20 protein-coding genes, 1 tRNA gene and 1 pseudogene are annotated in these 23,962 nt (G+C 62.1%); 15 read left to right on the top strand and 7 right to left on the bottom strand.

The genetic code is table 11. The annotated features are described in order from the left end of the window. Positions 1-816, bottom strand: a complete 816-nt coding sequence (locus tag GRZ55_RS07985) for an SDR family oxidoreductase (RefSeq protein WP_169286390.1) — start codon at positions 814-816, stop codon at positions 1-3. A 163-nt stretch (positions 817-979) separates the two neighbouring features. Here GRZ55_RS07985 and GRZ55_RS07980 point away from each other — a divergent pair, with 163 nt between their 5' ends. From GRZ55_RS07980 to GRZ55_RS07935, 10 genes are all read left to right on the top strand, one after another. Next, positions 980-1,612, top strand: a complete 633-nt coding sequence (locus GRZ55_RS07980) for a TetR/AcrR family transcriptional regulator (protein ID WP_169286389.1) — start codon at positions 980-982, stop codon at positions 1,610-1,612. A gap of 28 nt (positions 1,613-1,640) precedes the next feature. Further along, the gene (locus GRZ55_RS07975; protein ID WP_169286642.1) at positions 1,641-2,870 is read left to right on the top strand and encodes an acyl-CoA dehydrogenase family protein; all 1,230 of its coding nucleotides are present in this window, start codon (positions 1,641-1,643) and stop codon (positions 2,868-2,870) included. A 1-nt stretch (position 2,871) separates the two neighbouring features. Next, on the top strand, positions 2,872-3,840 hold the full coding sequence (locus GRZ55_RS07970) for an NADPH:quinone oxidoreductase family protein (protein WP_169286388.1): 969 nt from the start codon (positions 2,872-2,874) through the stop codon (positions 3,838-3,840). After that, complete coding sequence (locus GRZ55_RS07965) at positions 3,837-4,874, top strand: zinc-binding dehydrogenase (RefSeq protein ID WP_169286387.1); 1,038 nt, start codon at positions 3,837-3,839, stop codon at positions 4,872-4,874. The genes GRZ55_RS07970 and GRZ55_RS07965 overlap by 4 nt, the downstream gene beginning before the upstream one ends. Before the next feature lie 104 nt (positions 4,875-4,978). Beyond that, positions 4,979-5,848: a branched-chain amino acid ABC transporter permease gene (locus GRZ55_RS07960; protein ID WP_368856603.1), complete on the top strand. Its 870-nt coding sequence runs from the start codon at positions 4,979-4,981 to the stop codon at positions 5,846-5,848. A 10-nt stretch (positions 5,849-5,858) separates the two neighbouring features. Next, positions 5,859-6,959: a branched-chain amino acid ABC transporter permease gene (locus GRZ55_RS07955; RefSeq protein WP_169286385.1), complete on the top strand. Its 1,101-nt coding sequence runs from the start codon at positions 5,859-5,861 to the stop codon at positions 6,957-6,959. Continuing rightward, complete coding sequence (locus tag GRZ55_RS07950) at positions 6,956-7,741, top strand: ABC transporter ATP-binding protein (RefSeq protein ID WP_169286384.1); 786 nt, start codon at positions 6,956-6,958, stop codon at positions 7,739-7,741. The genes GRZ55_RS07955 and GRZ55_RS07950 overlap by 4 nt, the downstream gene beginning before the upstream one ends. After that, positions 7,738-8,550: an ABC transporter ATP-binding protein gene (locus GRZ55_RS07945; RefSeq protein ID WP_210257270.1), complete on the top strand. Its 813-nt coding sequence runs from the start codon at positions 7,738-7,740 to the stop codon at positions 8,548-8,550. Before GRZ55_RS07950 ends, GRZ55_RS07945 begins: the two co-directional genes overlap by 4 nt. 22 nt (positions 8,551-8,572) lie before the next feature. Further along, positions 8,573-10,468, top strand: coding sequence for a long-chain fatty acid--CoA ligase (locus GRZ55_RS07940; protein WP_169286383.1), 1,896 nt, complete (start codon positions 8,573-8,575; stop codon positions 10,466-10,468). Positions 10,469-10,511: 43 nt separating this feature from the next. After that, complete coding sequence (locus GRZ55_RS07935; RefSeq protein WP_169286382.1) at positions 10,512-11,696, top strand: ABC transporter substrate-binding protein; 1,185 nt, start codon at positions 10,512-10,514, stop codon at positions 11,694-11,696. Positions 11,697-11,809: 113 nt separating this feature from the next. Here the strand turns inward: GRZ55_RS07935 and GRZ55_RS07930 are convergent, their stop codons facing one another. The 4 genes from GRZ55_RS07930 to GRZ55_RS07915 all read right to left on the bottom strand — a co-directional run bounded on the left by GRZ55_RS07930 (position 11,810) and on the right by GRZ55_RS07915 (position 18,179). Then, on the bottom strand, positions 11,810-14,944 hold the full coding sequence (locus GRZ55_RS07930) for an efflux RND transporter permease subunit (protein ID WP_169286381.1): 3,135 nt from the start codon (positions 14,942-14,944) through the stop codon (positions 11,810-11,812). A gap of 20 nt (positions 14,945-14,964) precedes the next feature. Then, positions 14,965-16,185: an efflux RND transporter periplasmic adaptor subunit gene (locus GRZ55_RS07925; protein ID WP_169286380.1), complete on the bottom strand. Its 1,221-nt coding sequence runs from the start codon at positions 16,183-16,185 to the stop codon at positions 14,965-14,967. A gap of 203 nt (positions 16,186-16,388) precedes the next feature. Continuing rightward, positions 16,389-17,552 carry an acetylornithine deacetylase gene (argE, locus tag GRZ55_RS07920; protein WP_169286379.1) on the bottom strand — a complete coding sequence of 388 codons (1,164 nt, stop codon included), beginning with the start codon at positions 17,550-17,552 and terminating at the stop codon, positions 16,389-16,391. A gap of 165 nt (positions 17,553-17,717) precedes the next feature. Continuing rightward, positions 17,718-18,179: an Hsp20 family protein gene (locus tag GRZ55_RS07915; RefSeq protein WP_169286378.1), complete on the bottom strand. Its 462-nt coding sequence runs from the start codon at positions 18,177-18,179 to the stop codon at positions 17,718-17,720. Positions 18,180-18,622: 443 nt separating this feature from the next. Between GRZ55_RS07915 and GRZ55_RS07910 the strand changes: the two genes are divergently transcribed. Then, positions 18,623-19,621, top strand: a complete 999-nt coding sequence (locus GRZ55_RS07910; RefSeq protein WP_169286377.1) for an alpha/beta fold hydrolase — start codon at positions 18,623-18,625, stop codon at positions 19,619-19,621. Here the strand turns inward: GRZ55_RS07910 and hisN are convergent. Further along, complete coding sequence (hisN, locus tag GRZ55_RS07905; RefSeq protein WP_169286376.1) at positions 19,611-20,396, bottom strand: histidinol-phosphatase; 786 nt, start codon at positions 20,394-20,396, stop codon at positions 19,611-19,613. The two genes, GRZ55_RS07910 and hisN, sit on opposite strands and share 11 nt — an antisense overlap. A 186-nt stretch (positions 20,397-20,582) precedes the next feature. Then, complete coding sequence (locus GRZ55_RS07900) at positions 20,583-21,473, bottom strand: N-formylglutamate amidohydrolase (RefSeq protein ID WP_169286375.1); 891 nt, start codon at positions 21,471-21,473, stop codon at positions 20,583-20,585. A gap of 186 nt (positions 21,474-21,659) precedes the next feature. Here GRZ55_RS07900 and cpdR point away from each other — a divergent pair, with 186 nt between their 5' ends. From cpdR to GRZ55_RS07880, 4 genes and pseudogenes are all read left to right on the top strand, one after another. After that, positions 21,660-22,022 (top strand): cell cycle two-component system response regulator CpdR, encoded by a 363-nt coding sequence (cpdR, locus tag GRZ55_RS07895; protein WP_169286374.1) that lies wholly within the window; start codon positions 21,660-21,662, stop codon positions 22,020-22,022. Between the two features lie 84 nt (positions 22,023-22,106). After that, positions 22,107-22,181 (top strand) — tRNA-Val (locus GRZ55_RS07890). Positions 22,182-22,709: 528 nt separating this feature from the next. Next, the gene (locus tag GRZ55_RS07885; RefSeq protein ID WP_169286373.1) at positions 22,710-23,393 is read left to right on the top strand and encodes a trans-aconitate 2-methyltransferase; all 684 of its coding nucleotides are present in this window, start codon (positions 22,710-22,712) and stop codon (positions 23,391-23,393) included. Positions 23,394-23,547: 154 nt separating this feature from the next. Then, positions 23,548-23,962 (top strand): annotated as a pseudogene (locus GRZ55_RS07880) (transposase); the annotation flags it as partial.

Below are 23,962 nucleotides of genomic sequence, written 5' to 3'. Positions count from 1 at the left end.
TCACTCCTTGAAAAGCCGCATGCCGTGCTGGACCGACTGGCCGCCATCGATGGGAAGGATCGCGCCGGTGACATAGCTTCCAGCACGTCCGCAGAGATACAGCGTCGCCCCGGCAATGTCATCCAGTGAACCTAGCCGTCCCATCGGCACCCGCTTGGCCACCATCTCGGCCTGTTCGTCAGTGCCCGTGGCAAATTCCGTCATCTTGCTCTGGAAAGGACCCGGAGCGAAGGCGTTCACCGTGATACGGCGTCCGGCCAACTCGTTGGCCAGCGTTTTTGTCAGATGATGAACGGCCGCTTTCGAAGCGGTATAGGAATAGGCGCCGTCCGCCATGGGTTGCGTACCCATGACGGAGCCCAGATTGATAATCCGTGCCGGGTCGCCGTGGCTCGCAGCCTTGTCGAGGAGCGGAAGAAGTTCCCGGGTCAGGTGAAAGAGGCCGGTGACGTTGACGTCCAGCACGCGGGCCCATGCCTTGTAGGGAAAATTGGCCAGTTCGGCCCCCCAGGATAACCCCGCATTGTTGATCAGGATGTGCAGACTGTCCGTGCGTCTGCCAAGCTCTGCAGCCAGCGCCGCGACGCCTTCCTCGCTGCCCACGTCGCCTTCAAACCCCTCCGCGCGCCCGGTGCCTCCCAAAGCGTTGATTTCGGAGGCGGCGGCCTCGCATGCGGCTCCCTTGCGTGATGCGATGAAGACCCTCGCTCCTCCCATGACAAGCGCGGTGGCGGCCATGCGGCCAATCCCGGTGGCCGCACCCGTCACAAGGGCCGTCTTGCCGGTGACCGAAAACAGTTCATCGATGTAGGACATCGCGCAACTCCCCCCCTTTGCGTTCGACCTTTTCGATCGCGGCCGATCCGCGTTGACAACATACCCGGTAGTATGTTCATCTTTCTTCGACCCGTAAAGAGCGGATGCGGATCGGTCACAAGAACCGAGTGGAGCCGCCGAAATGGGTGGGAGGAACGGCCAGATGTCTCTGAGCGAGCGAGAGTTGACGCTTGAGAGTTCCCACGGGGATATCCTCGCGGCGGCGGCCGAACTTTTCATGGATCGAGGCTACGCTGCGACATCGCTGGACGAGGTGGCCAGGAGCCTGGGCGCCACCAAGGGCCGCATCTACCATCACTTCCCGTCGAAATCAGTGCTTTTCGCCGAAGTGTTCCGGCATGGCATGGCGATGAACTATGCGGCCATCGAGCCGCACCGGCATCTGGCGGGCTCGCCAACCATGCGCTGGCGGCGGATGGCTTTTGCGCATGTCATGCAGATGATCACGACCAAACCTTTCCAGATGGCTGTCTGGATGGGCGTCGAGATGCACCTGCGCGGCGCGACAACACCTGAACAGCGTACGGTGTTCAACGAGCTCATCCAGTATCGGAAGGATTATGGCGACCTGTTCCGGTCGGTGATCATCGATGGGCGTGAGAAGGGCGAGTTCGATTTCGAGGACGTGAGCGTCACCAACCAGCTCATGTTCATGACGCTCAACTCGCCGATCTTCTGGTACCGCCCGAAAACGGGCGAGACGAAGGCGAACCGAGAGGATCTCGCCAGGAAAGTCGTCGTCTGCGCGCTGCGCGGGCTCGGGGGCAAGGAGTAGGAATAGCATGGCATCGCCCACACCTCACATGAACCTAGGCATGACCGAACGCCTGAAGCCGATCCACGAGAAGGTGGCGGCGATGGTGCGCGACGAGATCATGCCGCTCGACGAGGAATTCCTGGCCGAGGTCGGCAAGGGCGACCGCTGGACCTATACCGCCCGCCAGACCGAGATCCTGGAAGGGTTGAAGACCAAGGCACGTGAGCGGGGACTGTGGAATTTCTGGCTGACCGATTCCGAACGTGGATACGGCCTGAGCACCGTGGAATATGCCTATCTCGCCGAGGAGATGGGCAAGGCGCATCTGGGCGCGGAGACCTTCAACTGTTCGGCCCCGGACACCGGCAACATGGAGGTTTTGGAACGCTACGGAACTCAGGACCACAAAGACCGTTGGCTCGCACCTCTGCTCGAGGGCCAGATCCGCTCCGCTTACCTGATGACAGAACCCGATGTCGCGTCTTCGGACGCCACGAACATCTCCATGAGCTGCGTGCGTGACGGCGACGATTACGTTCTCAATGGCGAGAAGTGGTGGTCGTCGGGCGCTGGCGATCCGCGCTGCAAGATCTACATCGTCATGGTACGCACGCCGGATGAGGGCCGACCAAAGCACCAGCAGCACTCGATGATCCTCGTGCCGGCCGAGACTGCGGGCATCACCAAGTTGCGCGCGATGCAGGTCTATGGCGAGGACGATGCGCCGCACGGGCATCTGCATCTCAGATTCGAGGATGTGCGCGTCCCGGTCACAAGTCTGCTGGTCGGCGAGGGCCAGGGCTTCGCGATCGCCCAGGGCCGCCTCGGACCGGGCCGCATCCACCACTGCATGCGGGCGATCGGCCAGGCGGAGATGGCGCTGGAACTGATGTGCAAGCGCTCCATGCGCCGCGAAGCCTTCGGCAAGCCGCTGGCTTCGCTCGGCGCCAATTACGACATAATCGCAAATTGCCGCATGGAGATCGAGATGGCGCGTCTCCTCTGCCTCAAGGCGGCATGGATGATGGACCAGGGAGACGGCAAGGCGGCCGCGCCCTGGATCAGCCAGATCAAGGTGATTGCACCGCAAGTTGCGCTCAAGGTGACCGACGAGGCGGTGCAGATGTTCGGCGGGCAGGGGATCAGCCAGGACACGCCTCTGGCGCGTTCGTGGACCAATCTGAGGACCCTTCGTCTCGCCGATGGACCCGATGCCGTGCACCGCCGACAGGTGGCGCGCACGGAACTGCGCAAATACACCCAGGAGAAGGTGTGACATGAAGGCGATCATCGCCAGGGAATTCGGGCCGCTCGCGGCTCTCGACTATGCCGACTGGCCCGAACCGGTCGCCGGCCCGGGAGAGGTCGTGATCAAGGCCGAGGCGATCGGCGTGAACTTTCCCGATGGCCTTTTGGTCCAGGGTCTCTACCAGATGAAACCCGAACCGCCCTTCGTGCCGGGCATGGAAATGGCCGGTCGCGTGATGGCGGTGGGCGAAGGCGTGTCGTCTCCGAAGATTGGCGATCGGGTCGCCACGTTGGGCACGCTCGGCGCCTATGCCGAGAAGATGGCGACACCGGCCAGGTCGGTCTTCCCGTTGCCCGATGGCGTGTCCTACGAGGATGCCTGCGCGCTGATGTGCGGCTACGGCACCGCCCACTACGCGCTCAAGCAACGGGGCCAGTTGCAGGCCGGCGAGACGCTCTGCGTACTCGGCGCCTCCGGCCTGACCGGCATTGCCGCGGTGCAGATCGGCAAGGCGATGGGAGCCAGGGTCATCGGCGTGGCCTCCACGGTGGACAAGCGCGAGATTGCAAAGACGGCCGGCGCGGACGTGGTGATCGGCTACGACAACCTCAAGGACGATCTGAAGACGGCGACCGCCGGCAAGGGTGTCGACGTGGCCTTCGATCCTGTCGGCGGCGACAGCTTTGATGCGCTCGCGCGGTCGATGGGATGGGGCGGACGATTGCTCGTCATCGGCTTCGCCTCTGGCACCATCCCCAAGTTGCCGGTCAATCTGACGCTCGTGAAGGGCTTCTCGGTGGTCGGCGTCTTCTGGRGCGCGTTCACCCAGCGCGAGCCGAAGGTCTATGCCGACAACATGTCCGAACTGCTGGCCTGGTATGCCGAAGGCAAGGTGAAACCGGTGATCGAGGGCGTCTATCCGCTCGCGGATGCCCCTGCCATACTCAATCGCGTACTCAATCGTGGCGCGACCGGAAAACTGGTATTGAAACCATGAATGTGCCCACCCGCATGAAAGCGCTTTTGCAGAAGCATGATGGCTACGCCACCGAGCACTCCGGCGTGGTGCTGGAGGCAATGGCGCCCTATCTGGAGCAGGGCGAGATCGCGCTGCCGCAACCGGGCGAAGGGCAGCTGCTCATCAAGGTTTCCCTGGCGGCGGTCAATCCTTCCGACGTCATGTTCGTCAAGGGGCTTTACGGCCAGCCGCGGCAGAAGGGCCGGCCGCCGGGCTTCGAAGGCGTGGGCGAGGTCGTGGCCGCCGGCCCGGACAAGGAGTCCCAGGCGCTGATCGGCAAGCGTGTCGCCTTCGCTACCGGCAGGTCGGGTTCCGGAAGCTGGGCCGAATACGCCATTGCCGACGCGCGTGCGGTCATCCCGGTGATCGACCAGCTTCGCGACGAGGATGCGGCGGCCTTCATCGTCAATCCGCTGACCGCGCTCGCCATGTTCGATCTGGTGCGCGAGGAGGGCGCGAAGTCCTTCATCCTGTCCGCTGCGGCCAGTCAGCTTTGCAAGCTGATGATGCGCGCCGCCCGAGACGAAGGCTTCCGACCGATTGCGCTGGTACGCCGCGACGATGACGGGCATCTGGCGGAAGCGGGCGCCGCCCATGTTCTCAACGTCACCGCCCCTGATTTCGAGGCGCGCCTCGCCGCCGTCCTGAAGGAGGAAAAGCCGCGTGTTTTTCTCGACGCGGTGACCGGAAAAATGGCGGGCCAGGTCTTCAACGCCATGGGAAGAGGCGCGCGCTGGGTGATCTATGGCCGCATGGATTCGGGCGACACGGTCATCCCGGAACCCGGCCAGCTGATCTTCATGGGCAAGCGCATCGAGGGTTTCTGGCTGACCGAATGGATGGGGGTGACGCCCACCGACCGCAAGGCGGTCGTCGTGATGGAGGCGCAGAAGCGCTTCGCCGACGGGCGCTGGCAGACAGACGTTACCGCCATCGTGCCGTTGGCCGAGGCGATGGACCGCCTGCCGCAGGAACTGGAGAAGCCGGACGGAAAGGTATTCGTGGCGCCCTAGCGGCGCCCGTCGCGGCCGGGGAAGGAGGCCCCGGGCGTGATCGAGGAGGAACAAGGGCACGGCAGCGTCCGCGCCCTGCAAGTGGAGGAGATAGCGTCTTGGACGTGTTGCAACTGCTCGTCAGCGGCCTTGCCAATGGCTGTGTCTATGGCCTTATCGCCATGGGCTTCGTGCTGATCTATAAGGCCACCGAAGGTGTGAATTTTGCCCAGGGCGACTTCATGATGCTCGGCGCCTTCATCTGCGTGGGCCTCACCAATCCACAATTCATGGGACTGCCTTTCTGGGTCTCGGTCCCCGTCACGATCGCCGCGATGGGCATGTTCGGATATGCGCTCGACCTGGTGGTCATCCGGCGCATGTTCGGCCAGTCGCAGATCGCGCTGGTCATCCTGACAATCGCGCTGGGCTTCGTGCTGCGCTTCATCGCCGGCGCGATCTGGGGTCACGAGCCGATCTCGCTCGCCTCACCCATAGCCGGGCGGGATGTGCGCTTCGGGGGATTGGTACTCGGGCTGGACGAGGTGTTCGTCATCTTCGTGACGATCCTGCTCACCGTCGTGCTCTGGCTCTACTTCAACCGGACCAAGCTCGGTGTTGCGATGCAGGCGTCCTCGCAGAACCAGCTCGCTGCCTACTACATGGGCATCCCCGTCAAGCGCGTGCATTCACTGATCTGGGCACTTTCCGGCATGACGGCGGCGGTGGCGGGCATCCTGTTTGCCTCCAAGGGCTCGATCGACCCTTCGGTCGGCCTGCTCGGCATCAAAGCCTTTGCCGCAGCCGTTATCGGTGGCTTCGGCTCGCTGCCTGGCGCGCTGCTGGGGGGCATCATCATCGGGGTAATCGAACCGTTTGCCGGCCGCTACATGCCATCCGGCTATGCGCAGATCATGCCGTATCTGCTTCTCTTCCTGATTCTGGTCTTCCGTCCCCACGGAATCCTGGCTCAGGTCCACGCGAAGAAGGTGTGAGGGCAGGGCGATGAGAACCGTTTTCAAGACGAGCTACGATGCCGACATCAACATGTTCCAGCATGGCTACCAGTTCGGCTGGTATGCCCTCCTGCTGATCATCGCGCTGGTGCTGCCGTTCTATCTGGGCTCCTTCTGGCTGGGAGAAATGACCAGCCTTCTCATCTGGTCGATCGCGTGCATGGGGTTGATGATCCTGGTCGGGCAGACAGGTCAGGCGAGCCTTGGCCATGCCGCGTTTCTTGCCATCGGCGCCTACGCGAACGTGCTTCTGCAACAAAGGCTCGGGCTGCCCTTCCTGATTTCCTTCCCGCTGGCCGGGGTGATCGCCGGCATCTGCGGCGCGTTGATCGCGCTTCCCATGGCGCGGCTCCACGGCATCTACCTCGCCATCGGCACGCTGGCGGTGACGATCCTGGTCGACGATTTCATCGTTATCGCGGCGCCGCTGACCAATGGCGTGCAGGGGTTGTTCGCCCCGGCGATCGAAATCTTCGGGCTGACCATCGATCGCTACCGCACGCCGATGCACTTCTACTATCTGGCCTTGGCGGTGACGCTGCTGGTGGTCTTTTTCTACCGCAACCTGTTGCGCTCGCCGCTTGGGCGGGCCTTCGCCGCGATCCGCGATTCCGAGATTTCGGCTCAGGCCATGGGCGTCAACATTGCACGCACCAAGGCGATTTCCTTCGGCATCTCGGCCGGCATAACCGGCCTGGGGGGCGCGCTCCTCGGTCACTATGCGGGCATCTTCAACAACGAGACGTTCAACATCATCATCTCGATCCAGTTGCTTCTTGCCATCGTGATCGGGGGGCTTGGATCCATCCATGGCGCCTTCTTCGGGGCAGCCGTCATCGCGATGCTGCCGCAGTCGATCGCGATCGCGCGTGACAATCTTAACTGGCTGTCCGGTAGCCGGGCCTTCTCGGTGCCAGGCATGGAGACGGCCATGTTCGGCCTGATCCTTGTCGTCTTCATGCTGTTCGAACCGCGCGGCATCTATGGCCGGTGGTTGAAGATCAGAACCTATTTCGAGCTCTTCCCCTTCTATCGCAAGGACATGTTCCGCCGTCAGAAGAGCTACCTCAAGACGGAGCGGATGCGATGAGCCTTCTCGAATTCGACAACGTCACGTTACGTTTCGGCGGCGTGGTGGCCGTCAACCAGGTCTCCTTCAACGTCGAGGAGGGCGAGGTCTTCGCCCTCGTCGGCCCCAATGGGGCGGGCAAGTCGACCGTCTTCAACCTGATCTCGCGCATCTACGATCCGGCGGAGGGCGACATACGCTTCGACGGCAAGTCGATCCTCGGCATGAAGCCATACGATATGGCGAGGCTCGGCATCGCGCGGACCTTCCAGAACATCGAACTCTTCGAGCACGCCACGGTGATGCACAATCTCCTGGTGGGCCGTCATCGTCATCGGAAGAGCAATTTCCTCACCGAACTGCTGTTCACGCCCTTCGTTCGATCCGAGGAGCGGCGCCATCGTGAAGCGATCGAAAAGGTGATCGATTTCCTCGACCTGCAGGTCTACCGCGACAAATACATCGCGGGTCTGCCCTATGGCGTGCGCAAGATCGTGGAGATGGGGCGCGCGCTCGCCATCGAACCCCGCCTGCTGTTGCTCGACGAGCCGGCTTCGGGCCTGTCGGTCGAGGAGACGCAGGATGTCGCCTTCTGGGTCGAGGATATCAAGAAGCAGATGGGCATCACCGTCATCATGGTCGAGCACGACATGCATCTCGTTTCAGCCGTTTCGGACCGGGTGCTCGCGCTTGCCGACGGGAAGACGCTCTCGCTCGGCACGCCGCAGGAAGTGCAGAGCGATCCCAGGGTGATCGAGGCCTATATCGGCACAACCGACGAGAATGAGGAGGTGCTGGCATGAACATGACGGTGACGGCACAGCGACCCGAAGTCGAGGCAGGCGAGGTCGTGCTTTCGGTACGCAATCTGGAGAGCTTCTACGGGCCGATCATGGCCATCCGCGGTTGCTCGCTCGACGTACAGGAAGGCCAGATCGCAACCGTGCTTGGCGCCAACGGTGCCGGCAAGACGACACTCCTGAAGACCATCTCCGGCGTCATGGATCCCGAAAAGGGCGAAATCCTCTATCAGGGCCAGAACATCGCGGGGGCCAACCCGGACAAGGTGGTCCGCATGGGTATCGTCCACGTTCCGGAAGGACGTGAGGTGTTTCCCCTGCTGACGGTCGCCGAGAACCTGCGGATGGGGGCCTATACCCGGTCGGACGCCAAAGGCATCGTCGAGGACGAGGAGATGGTCTACTCCTATTTCCCCATCCTGAAGGAGAGGCGGTCACAGGCCGCCGGAACGCTGTCGGGTGGCCAGCAGCAGATGCTGGCGATTGGTCGCGGACTGATGGCGCGCCCGAAGCTCATGCTGCTGGACGAGCCGAGCCTCGGGCTTTCTCCGCTTCTCGTGAAGGAAATCTTCCAGATCGTGCGCCGCCTGAACAAGGAGCGTGGCGTGACGATGATGCTGGTGGAGCAGAACGCCAAGGTTGCTCTCGAAGTAGCCGATTACGGCTACGTCATGGAGCTCGGGCGCATCGTGATGGCCGATACCGCCGACCGGCTGCTGGCTTCGAAGGACGTGCAGGAATTCTATCTTGGCGTCCAGGATCACTCGCCGCGTGGAAGCAAGCGCTGGAAACAGAAGAAGACGTGGCGCTGACCACGCGAAAAGGGAGGAAAGCATGACTGTTGTTGAGAAAATCCCCCCGCAGCAGACCGTTCGCGGACATTCCTTCAATCAGGACCTCGCCAAGGGACCATTCTATTTCGATGGCTGCGACACGCTGGTGAAGCTCTTCCGCCAGCGCTGCGAGGAGATGGGCGACAAGGTCGCTCATCGCGAGAAGGACTACGGAATCTGGCTCTCCTACACGTGGAAGGACTTCTACGAGCATGCCAGACTTATCGGCCTGGGCCTCGTTGCCCTCGGCCTGAAGCGGGGCGAGGTCGTATCCCTCCTGTCGGAAGACAATAAGGAATGGATCTATGCCGATCTCGGCATCCAGTCCGTAGGCGGCATCGTTTCGGGCGTCTACACGACGGATTCGGCAAGTCAGCTCGAATATCTGGTCAACGATTCCGATTCACGATTCCTGATCGTCGAGGGCGAGGAGCAACTCGACAAGTACCTGACTATCCGCGATCGGGTGCCGGGGCTGGTCAAGGTGATCATCCTCGATCGCGAAGGTCTGCACGAGTTCGAAGATGAAAAGGTCATCTTCCTCGACGATCTCTATCGCATCGGCCGTGATTTCCTGAGGGACAATCCCAAGACATTCGAGGAGGAGATCGCCAAGTCCAAGCCCGCCGATACGGCGATTCTGGTCTATACTTCCGGAACGACGGGGCCGCCCAAGGGGGCCATGATCAGCCACGAGAACATTATCGTTTCCATAGTAGGCTCGGTGCTCACCCTGCCGGTCGGGGAGGCCGAGGAGCAGGTCTGCTTCCTGCCGCTATGCCACATCCTGGAGCGCCTGATCTCGGTCTTCACGCCAATCGGGCTGAAATCGACCGTCAATTTCGCCGAAAGTCCCGAGACGGTCTTCGACAATGTGCGCGAAGTCAGCCCGCACGTCTTCACCGCCGTGCCGCGCGTCTGGGAAAAGGTTTACAGCCGGGTCACGATCATGGCCGGCGAGGCGACGATGCTCGGCAAATGGTCCTATCGGCAGGCGGTCAGAACCGGCATGAAGCGACTGGAGGCGATCGAGAATGGTGATTCGGTGCCGTTGGGCACGCGGATTGCCTATGCGTTCTGGGACTTTCTCGTGCTCAGGAACCTGCGCCGCATGCTCGGTTTTGACCGGTTGCGCCGCGGCACCACGGGGGCCGCGCCCATCTCCCCCGATCTCCTGAAATGGTATGGAGCTGTCGGTATCACGGTTCTGGAAGGCTACGGCATGACCGAGAGTTCCGGGGTCATTTCCGTCAATCTCATCGACAAGCAGAAGCGCGCGTCCGTTGGCCCGGTGGTTCCCGGCGGAGAACTGAGGATAGGGCAGGGCGGCGAAATCCAGTATCGCGGCCCCAACGTGTTCAAGGGCTACTGGAACAAGCCCGATAAGACGGAAGAGACCATTACCGAGGACGGCTGGTTGCTGACCGGCGACGTCGGGCGCCTGGACAATGAGGGATTTCTTTTCGTCACCGGCCGCGTGAAGGACATCATCATCACCGCCGGCGGCAAGAACATCACACCCGCCGAGATCGAGAACCGCCTGAAGTTCTCGCCCTATATTTCCGACGCGGTCGTCATCGGCGACAAGCGGAAATACCTGACCTGCCTGATCATGATCGACCAGGAAAACGTCGAGAAGTTCGCGCAGGACCGCAAGGTTCCCTTCAACAATTTCAAATCGCTCTGTGCAGCGCAGGAGGTGCGTGACCTGATCCAGAGCGTCGTCGAGGAAACGAACCGCGAGTTCGCTCGCGTCGAACAGATCAAGGACTTCCGCTTGATCGATGTGCTGTTGACCGCCGAAGACGAGGAGCTGACAGCCACGATGAAGCTGAAACGCAGCTTCGTTGAGACGAAACACAAGAAGCTGATTGATGACATGTACGGCCAGGGATGAACACCTGAGCCGTATGGGAGAAGAACCACCAAGGAGGAATGACATGAGGAAAGCTTTTGGAAAGAGCGTATTGGCCCTGGGACTGGCGCTTGGCCTGTCGACCAGCGCCATGGCGCAGCAAGGCGTGACCGACACGGAAATCCGCATCGGCTCGAATGGCGACCTGTCGGGCGTGTTCGCCGCGTTCAACGTGGGTGCGATCCGCGCCGCACAGATGGTCTTTGACGAGGTGAACGAGGCCGGCGGCATTCACGGCCGGCAGATCAACTTCATCGTGGAGGATCACGGCTACCAGGTGCCTCGCGCGGTGCAGAACTTCAACAAGCTGGTCAATTCCGACCAGGTCTTCGCGATGATCCTGAACCTTGGGACCCCGCACAACATCGCTGGCTTCCCGATCATGGAACAGGCGCAGGTCCACAATATCAGCCCGCTGACGGCCGCACGCCAGATGCTGGAGGGCGACATCAGCCTGAAGTGGACAGGTTTCTCCTCCTATTACGACCAGGTCCGGGCTGGCGTTCGCCATCTCGTGGAGGAGCGCGGTTCCACCAAGCTCTGCTCGATGTACATTCCTTCCGATTTCGGCCTGGAAGTCTTCGAAGCGACGCGTGACGAGGCAGAGGCGCTCGGCATCGAATATGTCGACGAGACGCAGCATCGTCCCGACGAGCAGGAATTCGTCGGTGCCATCCAGCGCCTGCGCGACTCCGGCTGCGAGATCGTCTCGATGGGCATTGCTGTTCGTCCGATCATCATCGCGCTCGGCACCGCCAAGCGTCTGGGCTGGGATGATGTGGCCTTCATCGGTTCGTCGGCGGGCATGAACACCGTCATCGCCAAGGTGCCTGAAGGCGTGACGGAGGGCTACTACGCGGCCGCCGGCTGGGTCGATTTCGAGGCACGCCTTGAAGAGGCGGAAGTGGCCGAGTGGGCACAGGCCTATCAGGCAGCTCATGGCGAGCCGGTCGGCACCGCCGCGCAGCTCGGTTACGGCGCAGCCAAGACCTTGGTTCGGGCGCTTGAGGAGGCCGGCGAGGACCTCAACCCGGACACGTTCCGCGATGCCATGGAAGGAATCGCCTTCTATGACGCCATCAACGATGTCGAGCTGAACTATGGCGAGGACCACCAGGGCAGCAATCTGGTCGTGATCTCGCAGATCCGCGACGGCATGTGGCACGAGGTCGCCCGCGTCGAGCAGGAGAGCGAAGCCGCGGACGAATAGTCACCACTACTTGCCAACGGAAAAGGCCGCGCGGTGAAAACCGCGCGGCCTTCTTCTTTTTGGTGATCAGGCCGGCTGTGTTTGTCCGAATGGTTGCACCGTACGCCGGGTGCCTACTCGGCGGGCTGCAGGCTCTCTTCGGCTTCGGCAGCTGCCGCAAGTTCGCGATCGAGCTTGGCGGCTTCTTCCACCTTAGGCGTGATGAAGCGGCCCAGGAGAAGATAGGCCACCGGCGTCAGATAGAGGGTGGAGATGGTGGCAAGCCCGAGGCCGCCGACGATCACCCAGCCAAGCGCCACGCGCGCTTCCGCTCCGGCCCCCGCCGCCATCACGAGCGGTATGCCACCCACAATGGTGCACAACATGGTCATGGTGACAGGGCGCAGGCGGATATTGGCGGCTTCCTCGATCGCTTCGCGGACATTGCGCCCGCGATCGCGCAGCTGATTGGCGAATTCGACGATCAATATGCCGTTCTTGGCCATGATGCCCACGAGCAGGACCAATCCGATCTGGCTGTAGACGTTGAGGCTGGTGCCCGTGATCAAGAGGGCAAAGACCGCACAGGCAAGCCCCAGCGGCACCGTCGCGATGATGATGACGGCCGAGACGAAACTCTCGAACTGCGCGGCCAGGACCAGCAGGATGATGACGAGCGAAAAGGCCATGATGGTAATCATCGCGTTCGCGGTCTCGCCAAGGGTGGCAGCCTCCGCCAGCGGCACGATACGGCTGCCGGCCGGCAGATGCGGCTCGGCAATGCGCTGGGCCTCGGCAAGCGCATCACCCAACGCTACATCGTCGCGAAGGCTGGAGGTTATCGCAACCGAACGCTGCTGTTGCTCGCGCGACAATCCCGGCGGCACGGCACGCTCCGTCATGGTCGCAATCGTCGACATCGGAACGTATCGGCCATCGCGCGCCTGGAGGAAGATATTCTCCAGATCCGTCGGATCGTTGACCGGGTTGGTGGTCGAGACGATCTTCACGGCGTAGGAGCGGTCGTCGATGAAGACCTCGCCGATCTCGCGGCCGTCGAGCATGGCCTGCAGCGCCTCGGACATTCCGGTGATGTCGATTCCGAGGTCGGAAGCACGCTCGCGATTTATCTCGATCGAAAGCTGCGGCTGGGTGACGTCGGTCGACAGTCGAGGGGCAGTGAAGCGGGGATCGTTCTCCATCTCCTCAATGATGGCGGTCGCGGCATGGCCGAGCTGCTCGTAATTGTTGCCCACCAGCGCGAACTGGAGGCCGGAGCCGGCACCGCGAATGCCGAGGCTGTTGGGCTGGAAGGCGAAGGCCCGAACGCCGGGCACTGCCTGTAGGCGCTGGTTGATTTCTTGCATGATCTCCTGTTGCGAGCGCTCGCGCTCGTGCCAGGGGGCAAGGGTCATGACCAGGAAGCCGCTATTGGCCTGGCCGCCGGAGCCAGCGAGGGAGAAGGTACCGACGATTTCACCAGAATCGCGTAGCGGCTGGATCAACGCCTCCATCTCGCGCATCTGGCTCGCCAGATAGTCGATGCTGACGCCCTGAGGCGCCGAAACGCGCACGAACGCGGCTGCGCGGTCCTCGGTCGGCGTCAATTCAGAGCGGATATTGCCGAAGAGGCCGAAAGCGATGGCCGCGAAGATCGCCGACAGAAAGATGACGAGGATCGGGGCGTTCAGTGCCGCTCCCAGCGAGCGGCGATAGCCGCCGCCTAGCCAGCCGCCGATGCGAGCGATCGGCCCGACGCGCTGTTCCTTGTCGCGGTCGTGGGCCTTGAGCAGGCGCGAGGCGAGCATGGGGCAAAGCGACAGGGCGACGACGGATGACAGGAAGACGGCCATCGCCAGTACGAAACCGAATTCGCGGAACAACCCTCCTGCCTGTCCGGGCAGGAAGGAGAGGGGCACGAAAACAGCGATCAGGGTGGCGGTCGTTGCCAGGATCGCGAAAAACACCTCGCGCGTACCGAGCACGGCAGCCGCACGGGGGCCTATCCCCTCGTTGCGGCGTCGAACAATGTTCTCGAGCACCACGATGGCGTCGTCGACCACGAGCCCGGTCGCCAGCACCAGCGCCAGCAGCGTGAGAATATTGACCGAGAAGCCCGCGAGATAAATGGCCGCGATCGTGCCGATCAGGGCCACCGGCATGGTGACTGCCGGGATGATGGTCGCGCGGGGATCGCGCAGGAAGACGAAGATGATCATCAGCACGGCGGCGACGGCCAGCAGGATGGCCATCTGGACTTCCTCGATGGCGCCATTGATGAAGGTTGCATCGTCGCTGGTGATGCGGATGTCGACGCCTTCGGGAAGGGTAGGGCCGATTTGAGCGACAGCAGAGCGGACGCCTTCTGAAATCTCCAGCGTGTTCGACTGGGCCTGGCGGATGATGCCGAGCCCGATGCCGGTGCGACCATCCGAGCGGAGCTGGGATTCACCGATGTCACCACCCATCGTCACCGTAGCGACATCACCGAGCCGAACCCGCTCGGTAAGGGCGAGGTTGTGAAACGCCTCCGGCGTGGTCACTGTCGCCGTGGCACGGACGATGAGATCTTGCGTGTTGCTGGTGAGTGAGCCTGCCGGCGCATCGAGCGATATGGAGCTGACGGCGTTACGAATATCGGCGACCGTTAGTCCAAGGCTCGCCAGGCGCGCCTGGTCGATGTCGACGCGGAAGATCTTGTCGCGCGCACCAAACACCTGCACGTCAGCCACGCCGACGACCGATGCAAGCGAGTCCACGATCTGGTCTTCGACCAGTACCGTCATGTCCTGCACGCTCATGGTCGAGGAGGTGACAGACAGACGCAAGACCGCCTGCGCGTTGTCGTCGGCCTTGATGATGCGTGGCTGCTCGGCAGCGGTCGGCAGACGGTTCTGAATCCGGCTGATGGCATCGCGCATGTCCGATGCGGCGACGTCGAGATCGATGTCGTCGGTAAATTCGACCGTCACCCGACTGCGGCCGAAATTGGAGGTCGACGAGATCGAACTGACACCAGGCACGCGGGCAACCGCGCCCTCGACGACCGCCGTCAGTTCACGGTCGATCGTTTCGGCGGCCGCGCCTGCATATTGCGTGGTGATGGTGATCACCGGACGGTCGACGTCCGGCAGTTCGCGGATTTCCACGCCGAAGAACGCCGCCAGACCAGCCACCGCGATCAGGATGTTCACCACGAAGGCGAGAACCGGGCGGCGGATGAAAAGCGCCGTGATGCCGGTCTGGGCGCTCGATAGCGTCTGGTTCATGGTTCCGGTCTCCGCGCGATTCAGGTGCCGCTGCTGGGCAGGCGGGCGGAAGGCATGCTGCTGTCGCTGCGCGTCCCTGCATCGCTCGCGCCGGGGCGATCCGCTATACGCACTTCACGTCCCTCGCGCACGTTGTGAACGCCTTCGGTCACGATCTCCATGCCTTCGGGCAGGTCGGCCGAGACCAGGACGTTGTCGGTATTGCGCTGGATAATGCGCACGGCCTGACGTTCCGCCACACCATCGCGGATGGCCCATACGAAGGCGCCTTCGGTACCCCACTGGATCGCCAGAGGATCGACGGCCGGAAAGGTGTCACCCGGAAAGCGGATCTCAACCTGGAACGACATGCCGGCTCGAAGTGTATCGTCCAGATTCTCGACACTTGCCTGGACCCTCAGCGTTCTGCTTTGCGGGTCAATGCGATTGTCGAGGGCGATGATCTCTCCGCTGAAATTGTCATTCGCGCGGGCGACCGAGGTGGCGGTGAGGGGCGCCCCAATCGCGAGCATCGAAGAGAACCGCTCGGGCACCCAGAAATCGATCATGATTTGCGAGCGATCGTCTACCGTGGCTATCTCGGTCTGGGAGGTGACGTAGTTGCCTGCCGACACCGAAATGATGCCGACGATACCATCGATCGGCGATGTGATCTCACGCCGTTCCAGCGCCAGTTCCGCATCGCGCAGGGCGAGCTCGGCGTTGCGGACCGCCAGATCGGCTTCGCTGACCTGAACGGTGGTGACCGTGTTGGAGGCCCGCAGTGATTCGAGGCGCTGAAGTCGTGCGCGTGCATCCTCCAGAGCAATGGATGCACGGTCGAGTGCTATTTGTTCAGCCTCGGAGTCCAGCCGGGCTATGACGTCGCCAGCCTGTAATCGGGCGCCCGAGCGAACCACGATTTCCGTCAGGCGGCCGCTGGTGAAGGGGGTAACCTGCACGGAGCGCAGGGCACGCCCGGTCCCGATAGCAGACAGTCGATCGTTGATGGTGGCCGCGATGACGGGGGTCGTGACCACACTGCCCCCCATGCCGCCCGGTCCGCCGGGGCCCCCAGGTCCCCTTCCCGGGGAAACACCCTGTGCGTCCTGGCTCGCGGGGGGCGCGAGCTGCGCGAGCGGCGTCCAGCCAAGGCCCCAGTCGGCCAGCGACTCGTTGGCGCCGGGCACGAAACGAGCCCAGACGACCGCCGCTACAGCGGCCACCACAAGGCAGAGCGCGAGCTGTTTCCATACCGCCATTGCATTCTCCGGGCTGGGCGAAAGCCGCTCTTTGAGCGACCCCATTGGCCTTGCTCGGGCGGAACCGTGTTCCGCCTCTCACATAGTGATACGCGGCACGTCACTCCCGGATGATCTTTATGCCTGCTTCGCTGCCGGCATGCACCCGCTGATTGATTAAATATCGGTAATTTGAAGCTGCCTGTTCGTTAGGCAGACTGACTCTATGGGCGTGACATACGCTCCAGAAGACGCTCGATCATCGCGATGCCGGCTTCGATCTGTGTGATCTCGACATACTCGTCAGGCTTGTGTGCCTGCTCGATGGAGCCCGGCCCGCAGATGACCGCCGAGATGCCGCAGGACTGAAAAAGTCCCGCTTCGGTACCGAATGACACGACGTCGGCATCATTGGCCCCGGTCAGTTCCGAAACGAGTTGAAAGGCCGGTGAGTGAGGGACGACCTCCAGTCCCTCCACCTCCCCGATCACGTTGGTCACGATGTCGGCCTCGGGGAAGTCGCGCCGCATTTCCGGCAGTAGCTCGTCTTCAACGAGAGCGTGCATCCGCGACCAGACATGGTCCGCGTCACCGGGGCGAACGGTGCGGACTTCCCATTCGAGTTGGCAATGGCCGGCAATGACGTTTCTTGCCATCCCGCCCTGAATCCGCCCGACCTGCACCGTTGACCAGGGAGGTTCGTAGCGGCTTCCTTCGGGCGACTGGCCTTTTAACTCGGCGCCCAGCTCCAGCAGGCGGCGGGTGAAACGACTCGCATAGTCGATCGCATTGACGCCGAGATCAGGCCGCGAGGCATGCCCCTCGTGGCCGGTGAAAACGGTTGTGTACTCGAAGCAGCCCTTGTGGCCCTCTATAACCCGCATCGAGGACGGCTCTCCGATGATCGCGACGGCCGGCTTGAAGGAAGATTTCTGTAACTCCCTGACCAGTTCGCGTCCCCCGAGGCAGCCTACTTCTTCGTCATAGGTGAAGGCCAGATGCAGCGGCCGCTTGAGATCGACCTCTGCGAAACGCGGTGCCAGCGCGAGGCAGATCGCCAGAAAGCCTTTCATGTCGCAGGTGCCCCGCCCGTACAGCCGACCGTTTTCCTCGACGAGGGAGAAGGGGTCGCTGGTCCAGTCCTGCCCTTCGACCGGCACCACATCAGTGTGTCCGGACAGTATGATGCCGCCATCTTTCTCCTCACCGATAGTGGCGAAGAGATTGGCTTTGGTGCCCGTTGCATCGAGTGACAGGGAGATGCTGGCGCCGAGGGAGGAGAGGAGGTCGCTCACGTAAGCGACCAGTTCCAGATTGCCGTCGGACGAGATCGTTGGAAAAGCCACCAGATCGGCGAGGATGCGTCGTGTCTCGTCAAGCGTCGTCATGGAGTTACCTGTCGCCCGAAGCAGATCGCCAAGCCGTAAAGCGGCGGCGACGGCCCGTCAAACGGCTCCAGTTGTCTGCATGACAAAAGACCCGCCACGGGGCGGGTCTTTCCTTTACTCAGCGACGGATAGGTCAACCGAGCGGGTTGTGGCCCGCCGGTTTCGCTACTCGGCCTTCGCCTCGATCTGCCGCGCAGCGCCGGGCTGGCCGCTGATGGAGATGCGGCGGGGCTTCATCTCCTCGGGGATGTTGCGCTTCAGATCGATGTGAAGCAGCCCGTTGAGCAGTTCCGCACCCCTGACTTCGACATGGTCGGCCAGCTGGAATCGGCGCTCGAAGGAGCGCGACGCGATGCCACGATAGAGGAACTCGCCCTCGGATTTCTGCTCCTCGGACTTCTCGGCCTTGATGCTGAGCACGTTGCGGTGGGCCTCGATCGCGATCTCGCTCTCGGTAAAGCCAGCAACGGCCATGGTGATGCGGTAGGCGTCCTCGCCCGTACGCTCGATATTGTAGGGCGGATAGGACTGGCCGTTATCCGGCTGCGAAAGCGAGTCCAGCATGGTGAACAGGCGGTCGAAGCCGACGGTGGAACGGTACAGCGGGGAAAAATCAACGTGACGCATTGGTGGTTCTCCTTGATCCAGCAAGAACAAAGCGTTGTGGACGCCACTTGGCGGCAATCTCTCAAGAGCATTGCCTGACGCCCAGCGACCCCTTTCAGGCAGCCGCAAGCAGGATGTGGGAAGTCGATTTGTGGAGTTCAAGATCGCGGAGTCGGAAGCTGAACGTCCGATGAACATCTCCTTCTGATCCCGTTCAGGCGCCAGCGGCTACCTTTCCCTCGACGAATACGAACCGACGGCAGCTCAAAGGGGGCCGCTGGTCGTCTCGAAGGCCGAGCCGGGTGTAACGTCCCTTCCTCCCGGCTTGTCCAGGCCGGAAGCGCAACAGTCGCTTCCGGCCTGCTTCGTTTGCGGACCCTGCCTCTGGCTCCGCCCGATTCCCTTTGCTTTTGAAAGCAGCGCTTTCTATTCAAGGTGCTAAAGACCTTTGCGAACGGCGCCTCATGCTTGCCCCAACGGACCATCCGACCAGCCTTCTCCGTGAAACGGAAGACAACCCGGTGCCGGAAAACGCGTCCGCCGGCATGCTCGCCATGCATGACGGCAAGCGGTTGCGATTTGCCCGTTTCGGGGCTACCGGGCGTCCGCTTCGGGGCACCGTTATCATCCTCGCCGGGCGAAACGAGTGCATCGAAAAGTACTTCGAGACGATCCGCGACCTGGCCGCGCGCGGTTTTGGCACGGCAATGTTCGACTGGCGGGGGCAGGGCGGTTCGGATCGGCTGATTCGTAGGGCAGACCGAGGCTTTGTCAGATCCTTCGACAGCTACGTCAGAGATATCGAACCCTTCTTCCAGGATGTCGTGCTGCCGGACTGCCGAGCGCCATTTTATATACTGGGTCATTCGACCGGCGCGCTGATCGCGCTGCTGGCACACCGCCAGCTGGCGATTCGCGTCAGGCGGATGGTCCTGAGCGCGCCTCTCCTGGAGTTCAACGACCTGCCATTTTCCATGCTCGGAACGCGGCGCATGACGGGCATGCTGAAGATGATCGGCCTCGGCAGGATGATCATGTCCGGGCGGGAAAGGAACGGCTGGCCGGCGCCCTTCGCGACCAACAAGCTGACCAGCGATCCGGACCGCTATCGGCGCAATCTCGGCATCTATGAGGCGCATCCGGAGCTCGGAACGGGAAAGCCCACCGTGGGATGGGTACATGCGGCCTGCAAGGCAGCGCTGAAGGTGCAGGATCCCGAATTCACCGACCGGCTCAGGGTCCCGAGCCTGTTTGTTGGCGCAGGCGAGGACACGGTGGTGTCGACCCCGGCCATCGAGGCATACGGCCGGTATCTGCGCGGCGCCTCGGTGGTGACGATCGACGGCGCGCGCCACGAGCTGCTACAGGAGCGCGACGTCTATCGCGACCAGTTCTGGGCGGCGTTCGATGCCTTCATTCCCGGAACCGAAAAGACATACGAGGCTGCGGTTCTCAGCGGTTGAGAAGCTCAATCGCGGCCGCGTGAAGCTGCGGTGTGGCCGCGGCGACAATGTCGCCGCCGCTTTCCGGGCGCCCGCCGTCCCAGGTCGTGACCACGCCTCCGGCGGCCTCGATCAGCGGAACGAGGCCCACGATGTCGTAGGCCTGCAATCCCGCTTCCACGACAAGGTCGACCTGACCGGCTGCAAGCATCGCATAGGCGTAACAATCCGTTCCATAGCGCGCGAGACGGACGGATCGTTCCACCCTGTCATAGGCCTGCCGCTTGGCGCCCTCAAAGAGGGAAGGCGTGGTGGTGCACATCAGTGCGTCGGTCAGAGAACGCGTCGGCCGGGTCGCGAGCGCCGCCTGTCCGTGCGGGTCCTCGCGCCCGCCCTTGCCGCCGCTGGCATGGAAGAGTTCGCCCGTGAAGGGCTGCGACATCATGCCGGCCACGGCACGTCCATCTTCCAGCAGTCCGACCAGCGTTCCCCAAAGGGGCAGGCCCGTGATGAAGGCCCGCGTGCCGTCGATGGGGTCGATCACCCAGACGTGGCGGCGGTCGGCCCCTTCGGTGCCGAATTCCTCGCCGACGATCCCGTGATCGGGAAAGGTCGCCTTGATGAGCGCGCGGATCGCCTGTTCGGCAGCACGGTCGGCTTCCGTGACCGGGTCGAAGCCCCCATCCTGCTTGTTGGTAATGGCGCCATTCTGCCTGAAACGAGGCAGCGTCTCGGACGCGGCCGCGGCGGCCACCTGGCGCATGAAGGATGTCTCTATGAGAAGGGTGTCAGTCATTGCGTGTGGCTCTTCCTATCGACCACCTCATCCTCAGGACAAGCCGGCTTGACATTTGTGCATTGCAGCATAAACTTTAAATCGGACAGTTCTTCTGTCCAATGCCCTCCTTGGGCGTTTCCTCCCTAGACTTCGGCCGCATCGTTCGTTCGGTGCGGTCTTTTTTTGGCGGGTTGTCGGTGGTGTTCACTCCGCAGCCAGGGGCAGAGCCTCCAAATGTTCTGGCGGCAATTGCGTGATGGCAGTGGCGAACCGCGTCAGATCCTCGGCCAAAGCTGCAAATCCACCCGTGCGTGCCAGCGTGGACTCGTCCAGATAGAGACCGCGGTTTATCTCGATCTGCAGAGCATGAAATCCCTTGGCGGGGCGTCCGTAGCGCTCCGTGATGTGGCCGCCGGCATAGGGCTTGTTGTGAGCCACCGTATAGCCCATGGCCGCCAGCGCGCCAATCGCGTGTTCGGTCAAAGCACCCGAACATGAGGTGCCAAACCGGTCGCCGACGATGAAGTCGGGCCTGAGCCCCGACTCGCCGATGCGCACGCTGGCCGGCATGGAATGGCAATCGACAAGCACCGCGACCCCGAAGCGTGCATGGGTGCGCTCCACCAACCGCTCCAGCATGCGGTGGTAGGGCCTGTAGAAGGCATCTATCCTGCCCATGGCTTCGGCAACCGCCATCTTGCGCGGGTAGATTTCCTGGCCTTCGCCGACCAGTCGGGGAATCGTGCCCAATCCGCCGGCTACCCGCGGAGAGCGCGTATTGGCATGAGGGGGCAGCGCACCGACGAACATGCGCGGATCCAGTTCAAGGGCTTCGCGGTTCACATCGAGATAGGCGCGCGGGAAATTCGCGGCCAGTAGCGGCGCACCCAGCCGCGTCACGCCGGCAAAGAGTTCATCGACGTAGCAATCCTCCGAACGGCGGATCGCATGCCTGTCGAGACGAGCCATTGCCAGGAAACGCGGAGGATAATGACTGCCGCTGTGCGGAGAATTGAACACGAAGGGCACCCGCGGGCGCACGGGCGAATGCACGACGAAGGGCGGCGTGGCGGAAAAATCCTCAGCGGGCGTCATGCGGGAGCCAGACCTTCCAACCCTCTTCCTCGATTCCTTCGAAAACTGCCATCCGGCGGGGAGACTGTCCAGTTGCGCGCTAGGCCCGCTCTGCGCCAATTCACTTGATGTTTACCCTGTGCCTAGCATAAATCCGAATCGCCAGGGGCGCGTGTGCGCCGCGGGGACTGGAATTGGACGGTATATATGGCAAGGATTCTTCTGGCGGAAGACGACGACGACATGCGCCGTTTTCTGGTCAAGGCGCTTGAACGCGCCGGCTACGACGTGATCGATTACGATAATGGCGCCAGCGCCTATGAGCGGCTGCGCGAGGAGCCGTTCTCGCTTCTGCTGACCGATATCGTCATGCCCGAGATGGATGGGATCGAACTGGCGCGTCGAGCGACCGAAATCGATCCTGACCTGAAGGTGATGTTCATCACCGGTTTCGCAGCGGTGGCGCTCAACCCGGATTCCCGCGCACCCAAGGATGCCAAGGTGCTCTCAAAGCCGTTTCATCTCCGCGACCTCGTCAACGAGGTCGAAAAGATGCTGCAGGCGGCTTGAACTCGTCGCGGCGAAAGGGCGCTCCAGAGCGGTTTCAGAGCTATTGACGGCTCAAATCTTCTGTGGTCTATGCCCGCCACGGATGGGCGTGTAGCTCAGCGGGAGAGCACTACGTTGACATCGTAGGGGTCACAGGTTCAATCCCTGTCACGCCCACCATCCAAATCAAGGGTTTAGCAAGCATCTGCGTAGTGTCCGTTAGGTTCGGTGAACCTGATGGGTCGCAGTTCATTCCACTTATGACCAGAAACCAAGACGACGTACTCTTCGAGTTTCCCGAATTAGGACCCTCCGATTGGGGCTCTGGTCAATGCCGCACGATGGGCGGCAGGCTGGAATTGCGTAAACCCCTATAGGTGCCAAGATCCCGATGGAGATCGTCGTTGGCTAAGACGGCTTTTGCACAGGCTATTGCACGACCCTTCGCGCCGCGGCCTCGACCGCAGCGGTCAGACGAGTACCAGTGACGCGATGGGTTAGCGGCGTAGCCTGCCCAGCGTTGGAAGCGGTTGTAAGGTGATTTCTTTGAGCCGTAGACGGCAGAGTGCGTGAAGCCAACGCTTAACCACTCAGACGCCACGGGATAACGCAAGATGGTGGCAGCCTCGACAGGGCGGCAGGCGCTCCGCTATTTAGCGGTGGAAGAATCGCTGGAAGGGCGCTGGAAGGAACGAAATGCCGAGTCTTATGGACAAGCTCGCTCGGAAATATCTGATGCGGCGAGGTTTTTCTGTTTCGCAGATACCTGCGGACGAAGGAGACTACGCCCTTTATCGATATGAGAGCAGGGGCGTCTTCGATTACGGTCGTTACAAGACAATTCAGGAAGCTGGCAACAAGAGGAAGATCGGGAAGGTTTGGGCAGACGAGGTAACGATCGAGCTGATCTGCGACCGTCTCCGGAAGAGTTCAGCTACCGTTCGCTCCGGCCTGTGTCACGGGTCGCGCAACGGCGCGGAAGTCAGATGGTTCGAAAAGCACTTGGCAGCTGACGTCGTGGGGACAGACATCTCCGAGACAGCCTCCGACCATGGCCTAGTGCAGTGGGACTTTCACGAGCGGCGTGAGGAATGGGTGGGGCGTTTCGACTTTGTCTACACCAACTCGCATGATCACGCTTACGACCCTAAGAAGGCTTTTCAAACTTGGGTGGAGCAGCTGGCTCCTGGAGGGCGACTTATCATCGAGCATTCGATGGCTCATTCGCCCTCGGGAGTGAATGAATTGGATCCCTTTGGCGTCGATCCACGCATATTGCCTTACGTCCTGCTAGAATTTGGCGAAGGCCGCTTCGCGGTAACCGACATGATTCGTCCCCCACACAAAAAGGCAGGGACATCCATATGGGTTTTCTTCTTAACCAAAGTATGATCCGTGGCGAGTGAAGCGAAACACGCATCGCCGGCGGATAGGGCGTCGGTATAGTTCGCGGTGATTGCTTAGTTCGTTTTGGTTTCTACTCCCTGGCCTGCTGCCGGTTTCGTGGACACCGAGATAAGGTGTTTGACGGAACTGGCGAGTGGGAATGCGAAGAAGGAAGTTCAGCCGCGAGTTCAAGCTTGAGGCAGTGAGGTTGGTGAGGGATCGGGGCGTTGCGGTTGCGCAGGCGGCCCGCGATCTGGATTTGCACGAGAACGTGCTGCGCAAATGGATCCGGGAGCTCGGTGCCGATCCGCAACACGCCTTTCCTGGCCATGGTCATGAAGCCGGAGCAGCAGGAGATTGATCGCCTGCGCAAGGAGGTCGCGAAGCTGAAGGCGGAGCGCGACATCCTAAAAAAGGCCGCAGCCTTCTTCGCGAGGGAAGCGATATGAGGTTCGCTTTCATTGCGAAGCACCGTTCGATCTGGCCGGTGGCATGGCTGTGCGACGCGCTGGATGTATCCCGGTCGGGCTTTCATGCCTGGCTCAACCGCAGCCCCAGCGTTCGCTCCCGGCAGG

Source organism: Chelativorans sp. ZYF759 (assembly GCF_012911015.1).
In the GTDB taxonomy this organism is placed as follows: domain Bacteria; phylum Pseudomonadota; class Alphaproteobacteria; order Rhizobiales; family Rhizobiaceae; genus ZYF759.
This window is presented reverse-complemented; position numbering and strand designations above follow the sequence as displayed.

Coding starts and splice junctions, on each gene's coding strand:
- GRZ55_RS07985 (WP_169286390.1), bottom strand. CDS start 816: ATGTCCTACATCGATGAACTGTTTTCGGTCACCGGCAAGACGGCCCTT.
- GRZ55_RS07980 (WP_169286389.1), top strand. CDS start 980: ATGTCTCTGAGCGAGCGAGAGTTGACGCTTGAGAGTTCCCACGGGGAT.
- GRZ55_RS07975 (WP_169286642.1), top strand. CDS start 1,641: ATGAACCTAGGCATGACCGAACGCCTGAAGCCGATCCACGAGAAGGTG.
- GRZ55_RS07965 (WP_169286387.1), top strand. CDS start 3,837: ATGAATGTGCCCACCCGCATGAAAGCGCTTTTGCAGAAGCATGATGGC.
- GRZ55_RS07955 (WP_169286385.1), top strand. CDS start 5,859: ATGAGAACCGTTTTCAAGACGAGCTACGATGCCGACATCAACATGTTC.
- GRZ55_RS07950 (WP_169286384.1), top strand. CDS start 6,956: ATGAGCCTTCTCGAATTCGACAACGTCACGTTACGTTTCGGCGGCGTG.
- GRZ55_RS07945 (WP_210257270.1), top strand. CDS start 7,738: ATGAACATGACGGTGACGGCACAGCGACCCGAAGTCGAGGCAGGCGAG.
- GRZ55_RS07940 (WP_169286383.1), top strand. CDS start 8,573: ATGACTGTTGTTGAGAAAATCCCCCCGCAGCAGACCGTTCGCGGACAT.
- GRZ55_RS07935 (WP_169286382.1), top strand. CDS start 10,512: ATGAGGAAAGCTTTTGGAAAGAGCGTATTGGCCCTGGGACTGGCGCTT.
- GRZ55_RS07930 (WP_169286381.1), bottom strand. CDS start 14,944: ATGAACCAGACGCTATCGAGCGCCCAGACCGGCATCACGGCGCTTTTC.
- GRZ55_RS07925 (WP_169286380.1), bottom strand. CDS start 16,185: ATGGCGGTATGGAAACAGCTCGCGCTCTGCCTTGTGGTGGCCGCTGTA.
- argE (WP_169286379.1), bottom strand. CDS start 17,552: ATGACGACGCTTGACGAGACACGACGCATCCTCGCCGATCTGGTGGCT.
- GRZ55_RS07915 (WP_169286378.1), bottom strand. CDS start 18,179: ATGCGTCACGTTGATTTTTCCCCGCTGTACCGTTCCACCGTCGGCTTC.
- GRZ55_RS07910 (WP_169286377.1), top strand. CDS start 18,623: ATGCTTGCCCCAACGGACCATCCGACCAGCCTTCTCCGTGAAACGGAA.
- hisN (WP_169286376.1), bottom strand. CDS start 20,396: ATGACTGACACCCTTCTCATAGAGACATCCTTCATGCGCCAGGTGGCC.
- GRZ55_RS07900 (WP_169286375.1), bottom strand. CDS start 21,473: ATGACGCCCGCTGAGGATTTTTCCGCCACGCCGCCCTTCGTCGTGCAT.
- cpdR (WP_169286374.1), top strand. CDS start 21,660: ATGGCAAGGATTCTTCTGGCGGAAGACGACGACGACATGCGCCGTTTT.
- GRZ55_RS07885 (WP_169286373.1), top strand. CDS start 22,710: ATGGACAAGCTCGCTCGGAAATATCTGATGCGGCGAGGTTTTTCTGTT.